Origin of the sequence: Bradyrhizobium centrosematis (assembly GCF_045571495.1) — a bacterium.
Lineage (GTDB): Bacteria > Pseudomonadota > Alphaproteobacteria > Rhizobiales > Xanthobacteraceae > Bradyrhizobium > Bradyrhizobium centrosematis.
Genome location: NZ_CP120703.1, coordinates 6,404,418 through 6,418,770, shown reverse-complemented (window position 1 = coordinate 6,418,770; position 14,353 = coordinate 6,404,418). Strand labels below are relative to the sequence as shown.

Below are 14,353 nucleotides of genomic sequence, written 5' to 3'. Positions count from 1 at the left end.
CGGGCGCACGATTAGGTGAGGTGAAGTAGCAGTATAGGTCGCATGATGAGGCTCGATCGTAGCGGCCGGGCTCTAGGCGATCTCTTATTAGCCGCTTTTTGCGATCAGACTTTCATAGCAGACTCGCCACGTGATTTGGTCGCGCTCTACCATGCCAAGCGCGTAAAGAAAGGATCGGCGTGCAAGAGCTAACGCAAGATCCATTAACATCTTAAACCGAAGATTTGGTCGCCTGTAAACCTATTTGATTTTATGGGGCACGCGAATTCAAATGCTGGATCAGAACAGGATTGCCCCGTGTTATGGAATCTCGCCACTGATGCGGCTCACTGATGTATCTCTCGACATTTTTCAGTGCTGCGGTAGCTTTTGGCGGCCAGAGATGAATACACGCCCTTCTGTAATGGGCCCGATGATGTCAAGCCCTCCCGAGTGAACGCCACGCCGCCGAGCTCATGCTTCTGTTCCCGGTCGACGCCTGGCCGCCTTTTGAGAATCGCGTTATGCGCGATAGCAGAACGTTGGTGGCTTCATACAAGCCCGTCCGCACCGTCTCATCACCGGCCAGCGTGATTCCGCCCGTGACGTCCTTTTCTCTCGATTGATATTTCTTTGGCGTGAGCCCGAACAGCGCGCCTGCTGCCTTTGACTTTACAATGCGATGAGGATCATCAATCGCCGATTTGTAGGTGATGGCCACTAGGGCACCAACGCCTGGTACTGTCATAAGCCGGCGGCAGACTGCATCATCACGCCCAATTGCCAGCACAGCCTCGTGTAGTCTTCCGTATTCTGCCTTCAGGGCCGATCGTGCCGAAAGCATCGCACCAGCAATGCGCTCCAATGTCGCCTGGCCTGCCGCAAAATCCCTCGGATACTTAATTCTACATCGATCAGCCGTCCGAGAAGCTGTTTGCGTGCGATCAGGAGTGCCCAGATCTCTTGCACATCAACTGACTTTGCGTGTACCTGCCGAAACCATCCTATCCGGATCAACTGGGCGATCCCGCGGGCATCCTTGCGATCCGTCTTGACCGTCGTTGCAGATAATGCGGCCTTCACGTGCCGCGTTTCCAGGAGAACTGTTTCAAACCCTGCACTTTTCAAGCCTGCATGCAGCCATTGCGACAGCGGCCCAGCCTCAAGCCCGATCCGCTTCACTGCAAAGCCGAGCGTCTTAAAAAACTCAAGTAAGGCGTCGGGTCCGCTTGTGACCTTCATTTCCTTCAGGATCTTACCCCGGGCGTCCACAACACACACACGCTCGCCAGTTCCAATGACACGTCGATTCCGGCATAATTCTTCAAGGCTGTCCTCCGTCTCCAGATGCTTGGGGCCGACTCAAGTCGGGGGACGCCACCATCATGACCCTTGCTCCGGAGCCGGGCCGGGCCCATTACCGCATCTAGTCGTTAGGCGGAGGCTCAATCGGAACAGCAAAGCCCGCCTTCACGCGATCCATTATGACCATCGTCTTGAAACCCTTGATGTCAGAATTTTCATAGAAGAACCGTCGGGTGAACTGCTCATAGTCTTCCATCGTACGAGCGGTGATGTAGAGGACGAAGTCAGCATCGCCGGTGACGTAGAAGCCATTGACGACTTCATCTGACGTTTTGATGGCCTTCTTGAATCTGTCGATGATATCTGAACGCTCCCGTTCCAGGTTCACAAGCACAAGCATCTGAATAGGTCGTCCTACAGCCCTTGCGGAGACGATCGAAACGTCCGCCTCAATGATACCTTCCGAACGGAGTCTCTTCAGTCGGCGCTGACACGCGGTCGGCGAAAGCCCCGCCATTTCGCCGATCACCTCGGAAGTCAGACGGTTGTTCTTCTGCACGATCTCCAGGATCCGGGCGTCTATTCGATCGTAACTCATAGTTGTCTCAGCCCCCAGCTGCATTCCCTCGCAAACTGTCGGCGTGCTGCAGGAAATCCTCCGAACGGAAGGAAAATGCGACGCAAATCTGTTTGCGACATCAGTATCCTCATTGCTCCGGCAATTTCAAGAAATGACCGCACGGTTCAGATGGCTCATCCAGCTTTTCGCCACAAAAATCCTCGTTTGTCCGGTCTTGCGATCCGACACCTAGAGAATCTCCGTCGCCGCGATTTTGTAGCGGGAAATGCGCTGATCGACGGTCAATGGATTGCGGGCAAGCAAAGAGGGATTGTTGTCGATCCCGCGACCGGGGAAGAGATCGCGGAGGTCGCCTCTTGCTCTGCCGCAGACATGAGTCTGGCCATCGTGGCGGCTGAACGGTCGTTTGCTTCTTGGCGCGATTTGTTGTCAGTGCAGCGTGGAGAGGTCCTGAGGTCTTGGGCCTCATTGATGCGCGACCATTCGGAAGAGCTCGCGATCCTGGTGACAAGCGAACAGGGCAAGCCACTGGCTGAGGCGCGCCATGAAATTGCCTACGGTGCCGGATTCCTCGAATGGTTCGCTGCAGAAGGAGAGCGTGCCTACGGTGAGACAATCCCCAGCCACAAGCTCGGTAGTCTGCTTCACGTCAGGATGCAGCCAATCGGTGTTGCTGCGGCCATTACTCCATGGAATTTTCCTGTCGCGATGATCACTCGAAAGGCAGGGGCCGCTCTTGCGGCCGGTTGTCCGATTATCGTGAAGCCTGCTCCTGAGACGCCGCTCTCGGCTTTGGCCCTGGCCAGACTGGCCGAAGAGGCCGGGGTTCCGCGCGGTGTACTTCAGGTGCTCGTTGGTAAGCCTGTCGAACTGTCGCCGCCGTTGTTGCGCGATACAAGAATACGCGCGCTGTCGTTCACGGGCTCAACGGAGGTCGGGCGTTTGCTCCTGGAGGGGGCGGCGGACACGGTCAAGAAGGTGTCGCTCGAGCTGGGCGGACATGCCCCTTTCATCATCTTCGATGATGTGGACCTCGAAAAGGCTGTAAAGGGGGCGATGGCCGCAAAATTTGCAACCTCCGGTCAGGACTGTCTCGCCGCAAACCGAATCTACGTACAAAAGAGCATCTATGGTCCTTTCGTCGAGGCATTTGCTCGGGCAGTCGGTCAACTGAAGGTCGGTCACGGCCTGGAATCTGCGACCGACATCGGTCCGATGACCAAGTTGTCGGTCGCCGACAAATGTCTGTCTCAAATTGACGATGCGGTGAAAAAGGGCGCGCAAGTATTCTCTACCAATCAGGGAGCTGGTTTGGGTCCAAACTTCGTTCCTCCGACGCTGCTGAGTGACGTCACGGAAGACATGCTGGTTGCGCAGGACGAGACGTTCGGGCCAGTGGCTGCTGTTCTCCCGTTTGAATCTGAAGAAGAAGTCATAGGCCGAGCCAATGCTAATGAGATGGGGCTGGCCGGGTACGTCTACACGGACAGCTTACGCCGGGCACTCCGGCTTTCTGAGCGAATCGAGTGCGGGATGCTGGGTATCAATACGGCATCATTCACCGGGCCGCCGATTCCGTTCGGCGGGTGGAAGCAGTCCGGTCTCGGTCGTGAGGGTTCGAGACACGGCTTAGCCGAATACATGGAATTCAAGTACGTCTGCTTCGGCGATCTAGCGAATTAGGAGAACTGGCATGACTGATATCAAGGCTATCGCTGAGCTAGATCGCTCCAGTGTTCTGCATCCCTTTACTCAGCTCAAGGATTTCGCGACGGGTAAAATCGGCGATCCCACCATCGTAACGGACGGCAAGGGTGTCAGGATCAAGGATGCTGAAGGGCGAAATTATATTGACGGGTTCGCTGGTCTCTATTGTGTAAACGTCGGCTACGGGCGTACCGAGGTCGCCGAGGCGATCGCGCGGCAGGCATACAAGCTGGCTTACTATCATACATATGCTGCTCATACGACCGAAGAACTGGCGACACTGTCTGATCGTCTCGTGCGCATGGCACCAGGCGCCCCGAGTAAGGTCTTTTATGGGCTGTCTGGATCTGATGCCAATGAGACACAAGCGAAGCTCGTCTGGTACTACAATAATCTGCGTGGTCAGCCCAAGAAAAAGAAGATCATCGCGCGCGAGCGGGGTTACCATGGCTGTTCGGTGGTTTCCGGTTCGATGACCGGGATGTCGTTTTACCATGACCACATGAATCTACCCTTTCCGGGCATTCTGCACACTGGAAGTCCGCATCACTACTGGGGAGCTGAGCCGGGTGAAACGGAGGAGTCTTTCTCTCGCCGACGTGCGGCTGAACTTGAGGAGCTGATCCTGCGCGAGGGGCCGGAAACCATCGGCGCCTTTATCGCTGAGCCTGTACTGGGTACGGGGGGCATCACGCCGCCGCCGACCGGGTACTGGCGAGAAATCCAGATAGTTCTCAGGCGGTACGATGTGCTTTTGATCGCCGACGAGGTGATCTGTGGCTTCGGCCGAACGGGCGCAGACTTCGGCAGCATCCTCTATGGGATGGAGCCAGATTTGGTGACTGTCGCCAAAGGTCTGACATCAGGTTATATGCCGCTCTCGGCCGTCATCGTCGGTCAGCGGGTCTACAACGTCATGGAGGAGGCGGCCGATCGAGTGGGTGCATTCTCCCATGGGTATACTTATTCTGGGCATCCAATTGCGGCCGCTGCAGCAAACGCAGTACTCGACATCTTCGAAAAGGAGCAGCTAACCAACCGCGCCAAGACAGTTGGCTCGCACTTCCAAAAGCGACTGATGGAACGGTTTGCCCAGCTCGAGATCGTCGGGGAAGTACGAGGCGTGGGCTTGCTCGGCGCGATCGAGTTCGTTGCAGATCGCCAGACGAAACGGCGATTTGATCCGCAGATGAAGGTGGGCGCCCGCATATCGAAGGCGGCCCGTGATAGAGGCCTGATTGCGCGAGCAATGCCGCACGGAGATATTCTTGGTTTCGCACCCCCTCTCATTGTATCTGAGGCTGAGATAGATGAGATGATTGATCTTGCGTACCGAGCGACGAAGCAGGTGATGGACGAGCTTGCGAAAGAATCACAAACCACTTGAAGGAAGAGAGACCAAGCTTGACGAGATTGCTGGGCGGAGTCGTTGACTAATGGTCCACCGGCAACGTCAAAATGTTGCAGAACCCTGTTCGCGCCGCGCGCGGGAAATTCGGTGTGCTCGGCGGACTTGATTGCGGCCGAGGCAAGGCTGCTATCCATCCGATCATGCCGTCTGATCGAAAGATGGCCACTACGGCGACGTGTCAAAAATTCCGCATGTCGCGGTTAGGTGAAACGCGCAAGTATCGACTCCGTACCCGAGTGGCGCGAACCGAGATCCTTCATCGGTCCGCTGACGCAGTCGATTAATGGGTGGCCATCGTCCGTCGACGCCTGACGTCTACCGTGCATTAGCTCTACCTCGTGTGACGGCTTATTCCATGGATTCGGCCGCAGCCACTCCGAGTGGCGCAGGCACTGCAACGACAAAGCTGACATTTGTTGCGGGCCGCAGCCTCACCGAAATAGCCGCCAAGGGGCGCTAAAGCGGGATGGTTTTAGTCTGAATCGATTTGGGATTCCCAAATCAGTCTGTTTCTGATTCACCATGCTGGCTGGGTAGGAGGCCAGCATGGATGGGCAAGCCTTACTCTCTGGACCTTCGCAAGCGCGTCGTGGCTGCGATTGAAGGCGGGATGTCCCGTAACCGGGCCGCCAAGCATTTTGGAGTGGCGATCAGCACGGCGATCGGTTGAATGAAGCGGTCGATGAGACCGGTAGCGTTGAGCCAAGCCAGATCGGCGGCTACAAGCCGAAGGCCATGCCGGGCGATCACGCGGTCTGGCTGTCGCAGCGGATCAAGAGTGACGACTTCACCCTGCGCGGACTCGTAGCCGAGCTGGCCGGTCGCGGCTTGAAGGTCGACTACCACTCGGTGTGGGATTTCGTGCATGCTGAGAAGCTCAGCTTCAAAAAAAAGCGTGGCGGCTGGCGAGCGCGATCGACCCGAGGTCGCGCGGCGGCGGGCCCAGTGGACAAAATATCAAGGTCGGGTCGAGGCTGAGCGGCTGGTCTTTATCGACGAGAGTGTGCTGCAGACAGCGGAAGGAGTTCAACATGAACTAAGACCGATGGTGAAGCTGCGGGCAAGATGGGGGATGGCCCCCCGAGATCGGCTTTCAGGAGCGGGTCTCAAACCAGTCCGAGCTGCTGCGGTAAAGAGCCGTGGTGGTGAGCGTCGGATCAAAAGTTCGGATTAAACCGAGCAGGTGAGTGTTCGAAAGACGAACGAAAGTGAACCCTCCGAAGACGCGTCGTTATGAATCAAAGTGTCGTCAAAACCAGGACCGTTTCGTTATCCTGGGACAAGTCCGCCAGATGCCTGACGACCGGGCGGGCGGCGACCGGCGTAGAGGGGGCGTGAGTCGGACACAGGCTTTCACGCGGAACTGCAGGAACCAGGCTCTTGATGCAAGGGAGAAGCGCAAGCGGCACCAACCGTGAGGCGAGAGTACCGATGCAAGAGACTGGGGCGGACCGATCCGTAGGAGCGTTGAGGGCCCTGTAATGGGGTCGGAGCAAAGGGATCGGGTCAGGTAGTTGTACTACTCTTGAACCAACTGGAAACAGGATGACTTCGAACGGTGCGACAAACAAGCCGTTCTCGATAGAGAAGCGGCGAGTGTACGAAGCGTACAAGGGGGTCAAATCCAATCGCGGAGCGGCCGGAGTGGACGGACAGACCTTGGAGATGTTCGAGGCAGATCTTGCAGGGAATCTCTACAAGATCTGGAATCGCATGTCGTCAGGGACCTACTTTCCACCTCCGGTGCGTGCCGTCTCCATTCCAAAGAAGACGGGTGGCGAAAGGATTTTAGGTGTACCCACGATTAGCGATCGGATCGCGCAGATGGTGGTCAAACAGATGATTGAGCCGGAACTGGAATCCATCTTCCTGCCGGACTCTTACGGATACAGGCCGGGAAAATCGGCTCTGGACGCTGTGGGCGTCACGCGTCAGCGGTGCTGGAAATATGATTGGGTCCTGGAGTTCGACATCAAAGGACTGTTCGACAATCTTCCGCATGATCTTCTGCTGAAGGCGGTTCGGAGACACGTGAAATGCAAATGGGCGCTGCTCTACATCGAAAGGTGGCTGACGGCGCCAATTGAACAGGACGGGCGGCTCGTTGAGCGGACTCGCGGAACCCCGCAAGGGGGCGTGATCAGCCCAATACTGGCCAACCTGTTCCTGCATTATACGTTCGATCTCTGGATGGCGCGGACACATCCCGACCTCCCTTGGTGTCGGTATGCTGACGACGGACTGGTGCACTGCCGGACGGAGCAAGAAGCAGAAGCCCTGAGGGCGGAGCTTCAAGCGAGGCTGGAGGTGTGCGGACTTCAGATGCACCCGACAAAGACGCAGATCGTCTATTGCAAGGACAACAGGCGTCGGCGAACATATCCGCAGGTCAAGTTTGACTTTCTTGGATATCAGTTCAGGCCGCGGCAGGTGGCAACGTCACAGCGGAAGGAGTTCTTCTGTGGATACACCCCGGCGGTCAGTCCGACAGCTTTGAAGGCCATGCGAGCGACGATCCGAAGCTTGCACATTCCCCGGCAAACGCCGGGGACGCTGGCTGAGATCGCCCAACAGATCAATCCGCTCCTCCGGGGGTGGATAGGTTATTACGGTCGGTTCAGCCGTTCGGCGCTGTTCTCTCTGGTCGACTACGTCAATCAGAAGCTGAAGGCGTGGATCATGCGAAAGTACAAGCGCTTCCGGCTCCACAAAACTCGCGCTTCGCTGTTCTTGCGAAAGCTGGCTCGGGACAATGCGGAGCTGTTCGTACACTGGCAGTTGTTCGGAACGACCACGTTCACCTGATGGGAGCGGTGTGAATCGAGAGGTTCACGCACCGTTCGGCGAGAGGCTGGAGGTGAAAATCCTCTGGCCTACTCACCCCTGGACCAGGACCGATATGGCTCCGTTGCGGGGATGGGCGCTGCGCGGGAGCAGACTTCCCGCCAAGGTTCCCCACGGCCGCTGGAAGACCATGACCTTCCTAGCTGCCCTGCGCCATGACCGGATCGATGCGCCGTGGTTCATCGAGGGGCCGATCGATAGTGTGAGCTTCCGCACCTATGTCGAGAAGGTTCTCCTACCCGTCCTTCGACCCGGCGATATCGTCGTCATGGACAATCTCGGCAGCCACAGAAGCAAGGCCGTGCGCCAGCTCATCCGCTCCGCCGGCGCCAAGCTCTTCTTCCTGCCAAAATACTCGCCCGACCTGAACCCGATCGAACAGGTCTTTGCAAAGCTCAAACACTTGCTCCGCAAAGCCGCGGCACGAACCGTCGACAACGTCTGCGCCGCAATCGGCCACGCACTCGATGCCTTCACCTCAGAGGAATGCGCCAACTACCTCAGAAATTCAGGCTATCGAACTTAATGCCATCAGGCTTTAGTCGATGCTGATGAGCGACTACGACGCCTGCTTTCGGTCCGAAGTGCATTGCTTGGATAATGACCATACGATCCCTGCCTGCAGCGAGACACGGGCAAGAATCGTGGCTTCGGCCCGCCAGAATGTAATCGTCCCGATCCTGCTGATCGTGTGGAGGTCACGAAAACGAATAAGAGTCCTAAGGACCTAAACGACTCATTGCCGCCGGTCCAGGGTCGTCCTTGTTGATAGCGCGCGCAATTTTGCTGGCCGGCACCGCGGGTTCGCTGCTTCGATAGTGCAAATACACGGCCAGCCGCGGCGAGCACTTGGTGCAGGTCTCCAGTTCCGAATTGAACTAGGGTCTGTACTCAATAGGGATTCCCGCTGAGGCGGAGTTGTGATTCAAGACCTCCGAGTCGAAGGGGGGCTTGATGGGGCAAAAGCTATATTGGCTGAGTGAGGCGGAGTGGAAGCGGATTGAACCGCTGTTGCCAAGTGGGCGGCGCGGCGCCCATCGCGTGGATGACCGACGCGTGATCAGCGGGATCCTCCACATGCTGCGATCGGGCGCACGCTGGCGAGACTGCCCGGCAGATTACGGCCCCTACACGACCATCTATAACCGCTTCAATCGCTGGAGCCGCCAAGGCGTGTGGGGCAATATTTTCTACGCCTTGACTGGCTCAACCAGCCGGGTCGGGACAATGTCCATCGACGCGACCCACATCAAAGCCCACCGCTCGGCGGCGGGCGCAAAAGGGGGGACTTCCAGCAGGCGGTCGGCCGCTCGCGAGGCGGACGCACCACCAAAATCCACGCGCTGACCGAGGATTATGGACGTCCGATCGCCTTCGTGATCACGCCTGGCAACTGCCATGACCTCACGGCGGCGCGCGATCTGCTGCCTGCCGTCTCACCTGCTCGACGATTGCTTGCTGACAGGGCCTATGACGCCAATAGCCTGCGTGAGTGGTTGGCCGAGCGCGGAACAAAGGCAGTAATTCCGCCCAACCCAACTCGCAAGCATCCGCACCGGTACGACGTGAAGGCCTACAAAGGACGCAATCTCATCGAACGCATGTTTTGCCGCCTCAAGGACTTCAGGCGGATTGCGACCCGCTACGACAAGCGAGCCGACAACTTCCTCTCGGCCATCCTCTTGGTCGCCGCCGTTACTTGGTGGATCAATTGAGTCCGGACCCTAATTCCACGCCGAGACGAAGCGGGATGTTTGGAAGCACCAAGTTCTCTGGATATCGTGCATAATTTCTGCATTGGGTGGTCATCAATAAGCGAAAATCACCTCTCGTCCCGAATAAAATTGACACAATGATGAGTGGACACGCGGCAAAAGATCGCGGATCAAAGCCATTGGGAGTGAAACAATGAGAGACGTGACGTGAACCGCAAGCGCGCAGAGCTAGGGAGCTGGTCCATATTCCCAAGTGAATGGGCTAAATTCTCTGCCGTTGAGGTTTCGGCTAGCCACCTCTCCAATCAACGCGATTGTGCAGGGTATGATCCAGCCGAGTTGCGGAAGATCGGCGTTAATGCGGAACTTGCGCCGAGCGACTGGGGCGGTGTTGTTACGCGCCGTGCCAACAAAGGACCCATCGAGAAAGGCAGCTTTTCATCACGAGCGGTAGCGGTATGGCAGCCAAGGCGATCCAATTGACAATGTTTTCTTCCTTGCGAACTGCGACCAGCTTGGGTCGGCTGGCCGAAAAGCGATGAATTTGAGACTCTTCGTACCAAATGGGGCAGACGTCGATGCGCTCGAAGCGCGCAAGGAGCGAGCCCGCAAGATGCAAAACGTATGGTGGGATTTCGTCGGTTCCGTCAAGTTGGGTCAGGCGTTCTGGCCTATCCCGCGACGGGAGAACCTCGCCAGTGTCACTGGCATGCCGTCGAACATCCCGATGTAGAACATGCAGAAGGTTTGACAAAAAGTGGGCGCTTACATCCTTCATAGGTTAGGCTGGACCGTCGTAGTGATGGTCATGGTCGGGATCTTCGTCTTCCTGCTCCTCAGGCTGGCCCCTGGAGATCCTGCGGCTATCCTCGCGGGCGATTCTGCCACGCAACAGATGATAGATGGCATCCGCGAAAAACTCGGATTCAGCGACCCTCTCCCGGTTCAGTTCGTGCATTGGGCAACGGCCATCCTTCGCGGCGATTTCGGGACGTCAATTTTTACGGGGCGGCCGGTGCTAGAACTTATCTCCCAGAGGGCGGAGCCGACCATTTCCCTGACAACGTTGACAATGATTGTTTCGGTGACGATCGGGGTCTCCTTCGGCGTTTGCGCCGCTTGGCAAAGTGGCGGCCTCATTGATCGCTTTCTTTCGGCCTTTGCGACGCTCGGATTTTCGGTCCCTGTGTTTGTGGTCGGCTATTTTCTCATCTACCTCTTCGCCATCAACTCGCAATGGTTACCGGTTCAAGGTTATGAATCTGTTGGCCACGGCATCGGGCGTTGGCTCTTGCGTCTGATCCTACCAACCGTCGCCTTGAGTATCCCCTATATTGCGTTCATCGCCCGGATCGCGCGGGCGAGCATGCTCGAAGTTCTGTCAGAAGATTATATGCGAACCGCCGCTGCCAAGGGTGCTTCGTCATACTCCATGCTTTTCCATCACGCTCTGAAAAATGCGGGTGTTCCGATTCTCACCGTCATTGGCTTAAGCTTCACCTCTTTAATCGGCGGGGTGGTCATCACAGAAACTGTGTTCAATATCCCTGGTGTCGGCCGCTTGGTAGTCGATGCAATTAACAATCGCGACTATCCCATCATTCAAGGCGCGCTGATCCTCATTTCCGGCCTGTATGTTATCGTCAACTTGTTGGTCGACCTTGCATACACTCTGGTCGATCCTCGCATCCGGTACTGATATGACCATCTCCTTCGTTTCAGTTGACGCCGTGCCAATGTCCCGGCTGCGAATATCAGACATTTCTCGTCTGGCGAAGCGGCATCCGCTGGTCTTTGCAGGCGCCGGCCTCCTAATACTGTTGAGCACTCTGACGCTGTGTGCCCCGTTTTTCGCTGGCGATCCACTGAATATGGATCCACTCAAGCGCCTTCGGCCTCCTTCAGCCGAGTTGTGGTTTGGAAGCGACAACTTGGGTCGTGACGTGTTTGCCCGAACGATCTTCGGCGCTCGGATCTCACTGGCAGTGGGATTAATGTCGGCGGCGAGCGCGGCTGTTTGCGGGCTTCTGATCGGCGTTATCGCCGGCTATGTTCGCTGGTTGGATAATGTTATAATGCGAATGATGGACTGTCTGATGTCCATCCCGACGATTCTGCTCGCGATTGCCCTTATTTTTCTGATGGGCCCTGGGCTGGGCATTCTCGTCATCGCCATTACGATCCGCGAAATCCCAAGCGTGACGCGTCTTGTTCGATCGGTCGTTCTCGGCGTACGGGAACGTCCCTATGTGGAGGCCGCGCTCTGCGGCGGAGCGCACCTGCCGAAGGTGCTGTGGCGGCATATCCTGCCGAGTACAATTCCCGCTCTTATGGTCCAGAGTGCAAATGTGTGCGCAAGTGCGATTCTGATAGAAGCCGGGCTAAGCTTTCTTGGGTTCGGTGTGCCGCCTGAGATCCCCAGCTGGGGCAACATGATATCAACATCTCGCTTGTATCTCGCCATTGCCCCGTTGACGGTCTTCGCCCCCGGCACCTGCCTTGCAATCACGGTGCTTGCCGCCAACCTGCTCGGGGACGGCTTGCGCGACCTGTTCGATGTCCGCTCACGGCGGAGACGCTGACATGAATATGCATGAAAAACCTGGTGACGTCCTTCTGACAGTTCGAGGCCTGGAGACACACTTTTACGGGCAAGAAAGCGTCACACGTGCCCTCGGTGGTGTCAGCTTCGAAGTAAGGCGTGGTGAAACCCTCGGCGTTGTCGGCGAATCCGGGTGTGGGAAAAGCGTTACTGCTCTTTCAATTCTTCGTCTGCTGCCGAAGCAGAACGCCAAGACCATTGGCGGCGAGATCCTCTTTCACGGACGTGATCTCCTGAAGCTCTCCGAATGCGAGATGCGAAAAATTCGTGGCGACCGGATAGCAATGATCTTCCAGGAGCCGATGACAAGCCTGAACCCAGTTCATACCGTCGGTCGTCAGATTGCTGAAGCGGTGCAGATCCACAGGAAAGCCTCACGTTCAGTTGCGAAAGAAAAGGCCCAAGAGATGCTCCGTCTCGTCCGCATCGCGGACCCGGAACGTCGGGTAGACAATTATCCCCACGAACTATCCGGCGGCATGCGCCAACGTGCCATGATCGCCATGGCTCTTGCCTGCTCACCGGAACTATTGATTGCCGATGAGCCGACGACTGCCCTTGACGTTACCATCCAGGCGCAGATCCTGCGGCTCATCATCGATCTGAAGAAGCAGATGGGAACGGCTGTAATGTTCATCACGCACGATCTGGGGGTTGTAGCCGAAACATGCCAACGGGTGATCGTGATGTATGCAGGGCAAATCGTCGAGCAAGCGACCGTAGTAGATCTGTTCGCGCGCCCAACGCACCCCTACACCTTGGGACTCATGCGCTCGGTGCCTCATCGACGGCATGGTCCTCGGCGCCGTTTGTCAGAGATTCCCGGCATTGTACCAAGCTTGCATGATCCGATCGTTGGTTGCAGCTTCGCGCCTCGTTGCCCATTCGCGATAGACATTTGCCGCGAAAAGACACCCACCATGCGTGATGTCGGGCCTGGCCATGCTGCGGCTTGCTGGCGTTCAGAAGAGGTGGCGCGCGCATGAGCGATCCTCTGCTGAAGGTTGAGAACCTGACGAAGCATTATGCGCTTGGTGCAGGTTTTCTGAAAAGGACTACCCCTGTGGTGCGGGCTGTCCAGGACGTATCCTTCTCCGTTCAGGCTGGTGAAACGCTCTGCATTGTGGGCGAATCCGGTTGTGGGAAGTCCACAATCGCGCGGCTTTTGATGCGGATTGCAGAGCCTACGAGTGGGCGCGTTCTGATCGACGGGACCGACATTGCCGGTTTGAGGGGGCGGGCGCTTCGGGCCTGGCGCCGCAGGATGCAGATGGTTTTTCAGGATCCGTACTCATCGCTCAATCCACGCCTCACTGCCGGACAAATCATTACTGAACCTGCCGAGAATTTTGAGCGCCTCAGTACAAACCAGCGCAAAGCGCTTGCTGCCGACCTTCTGAGCAAGGTCGGAATGTCGCCCGAGATGATGCATAGACTTCCGTCTGAGTTGTCGGGCGGCCAGCGGCAGCGTCTCGGCATCGCTCGGGCGCTGTCCCTTCAACCCTCGCTGATTATTGCCGATGAGGCAGTGTCCGCCCTTGACGTTTCCGTGCAGGCACAAATCTTGAATTTGCTTGTGGATCTCCAGCAGCAGATGGGCATCGCCTTCATTTTTATCTCGCATGACCTCAGCGTTGTGGAGCATATCGGTGATCGTGTGGCAGTTATGTATCTCGGGCGCATTGTGGAACTCGCCCCATGTGACGCCCTCTTCGCCAACCCGGTCCACCCCTATACCGAGGCGCTGATTGCGGCCGCTCCGGTGCCGGATCCCACGCGGGTTCGGCTTGAGGTGCCTGTGGAGGGCGAGGTGCCGAGCCCGATTAACCCACCTAGTGGCTGCGCCTTTCACCCGCGCTGCCCGCTTGCCCTTGAGCGTTGCCGCCTGGAAGTGCCGCCTCTGGTACCGATGGCAGACGGCCGCGTCGTGGCCTGTCATGTGCGCGCTCCCGCCTCGCTCATCCGGGCCGAGTTGACTGCTGGGAAGAGCTCCTGGGACGCGACCGTCGCGCAGCCCTAGCCCCTTTCGTGAGAAGGCGTTTCGCAGGTTTCGCGCTTTACTCCGAATCCAGGCACCCGAGCCCGATCCGGGTCGAATCGGAACTTTGTTTTGTACGCCGGGAAGTATAGCACCAACAGCCTGAGGCACGATCGGGATGGCGAGCGTCGCCGTTTATCAAACACGTGTTCATCAGCGGCCAAATATCTAT

The 14,353-nt window shown here is 57.2% G+C and carries 9 protein-coding genes and 3 pseudogenes; 10 read left to right on the top strand and 2 right to left on the bottom strand.

Annotation, left to right across the window (positions count from 1 at the left end; translation table 11 throughout):
• Positions 1-490 precede the first annotated feature (490 nt).
• Positions 491-1,307: pseudogene (locus P6U31_RS30370) on the bottom strand (IS110 family transposase); the annotation flags it as partial.
• Positions 1,308-1,405: 98 nt separating this feature from the next.
• On the bottom strand, positions 1,406-1,882 hold the full coding sequence (locus P6U31_RS30365; RefSeq protein WP_407185349.1) for an Lrp/AsnC family transcriptional regulator: 477 nt from the start codon (positions 1,880-1,882) through the stop codon (positions 1,406-1,408).
• 186 nt (positions 1,883-2,068) lie between these two features.
• Between P6U31_RS30365 and P6U31_RS30360 the strand changes: the two genes are divergently transcribed.
• The 10 genes and pseudogenes from P6U31_RS30360 to P6U31_RS30315 all read left to right on the top strand — a co-directional run bounded on the left by P6U31_RS30360 (position 2,069) and on the right by P6U31_RS30315 (position 14,163).
• Positions 2,069-3,547: an NAD-dependent succinate-semialdehyde dehydrogenase gene (locus tag P6U31_RS30360; protein ID WP_407189992.1), complete on the top strand. Its 1,479-nt coding sequence runs from the start codon at positions 2,069-2,071 to the stop codon at positions 3,545-3,547.
• A gap of 10 nt (positions 3,548-3,557) precedes the next feature.
• A complete protein-coding gene (locus tag P6U31_RS30355) occupies positions 3,558-4,958 on the top strand; it encodes an aminotransferase (RefSeq protein ID WP_407185348.1) in 1,401 nt (466 codons plus the stop codon).
• 574 nt (positions 4,959-5,532) lie between these two features.
• Positions 5,533-5,997: pseudogene (locus P6U31_RS30350) on the top strand (IS630 family transposase); the annotation flags it as partial.
• Positions 5,998-6,527: 530 nt separating this feature from the next.
• The gene (gene ltrA / locus P6U31_RS30345) at positions 6,528-7,787 is read left to right on the top strand and encodes a group II intron reverse transcriptase/maturase (protein ID WP_407185347.1); all 1,260 of its coding nucleotides are present in this window, start codon (positions 6,528-6,530) and stop codon (positions 7,785-7,787) included.
• A 55-nt stretch (positions 7,788-7,842) separates the two neighbouring features.
• Positions 7,843-8,352: pseudogene (locus P6U31_RS30340) on the top strand (IS630 family transposase); the annotation flags it as partial.
• Between the two features lie 428 nt (positions 8,353-8,780).
• Positions 8,781-9,541, top strand: a protein-coding gene (locus P6U31_RS30335; protein WP_407185346.1) for an IS5 family transposase whose coding sequence is annotated in 2 segments (ribosomal slippage) — positions 8,781-9,117 and positions 9,117-9,541 — 762 coding nt in all. Because the reading frame shifts where the segments join, the coding sequence is not laid out codon by codon here.
• Positions 9,542-10,298: 757 nt separating this feature from the next.
• The gene (locus P6U31_RS30330; protein WP_407185345.1) at positions 10,299-11,240 is read left to right on the top strand and encodes an ABC transporter permease; all 942 of its coding nucleotides are present in this window, start codon (positions 10,299-10,301) and stop codon (positions 11,238-11,240) included.
• Between the two features lie 37 nt (positions 11,241-11,277).
• The gene (locus tag P6U31_RS30325) at positions 11,278-12,123 is read left to right on the top strand and encodes an ABC transporter permease (protein ID WP_407189991.1); all 846 of its coding nucleotides are present in this window, start codon (positions 11,278-11,280) and stop codon (positions 12,121-12,123) included.
• Position 12,124: 1 nt separating this feature from the next.
• Positions 12,125-13,129 (top strand): ABC transporter ATP-binding protein, encoded by a 1,005-nt coding sequence (locus P6U31_RS30320; RefSeq protein WP_407185344.1) that lies wholly within the window; start codon positions 12,125-12,127, stop codon positions 13,127-13,129.
• Complete coding sequence (locus P6U31_RS30315; RefSeq protein WP_407185343.1) at positions 13,126-14,163, top strand: ABC transporter ATP-binding protein; 1,038 nt, start codon at positions 13,126-13,128, stop codon at positions 14,161-14,163. Before P6U31_RS30320 ends, P6U31_RS30315 begins: the two co-directional genes overlap by 4 nt.
• Positions 14,164-14,353 lie beyond the last annotated feature (190 nt).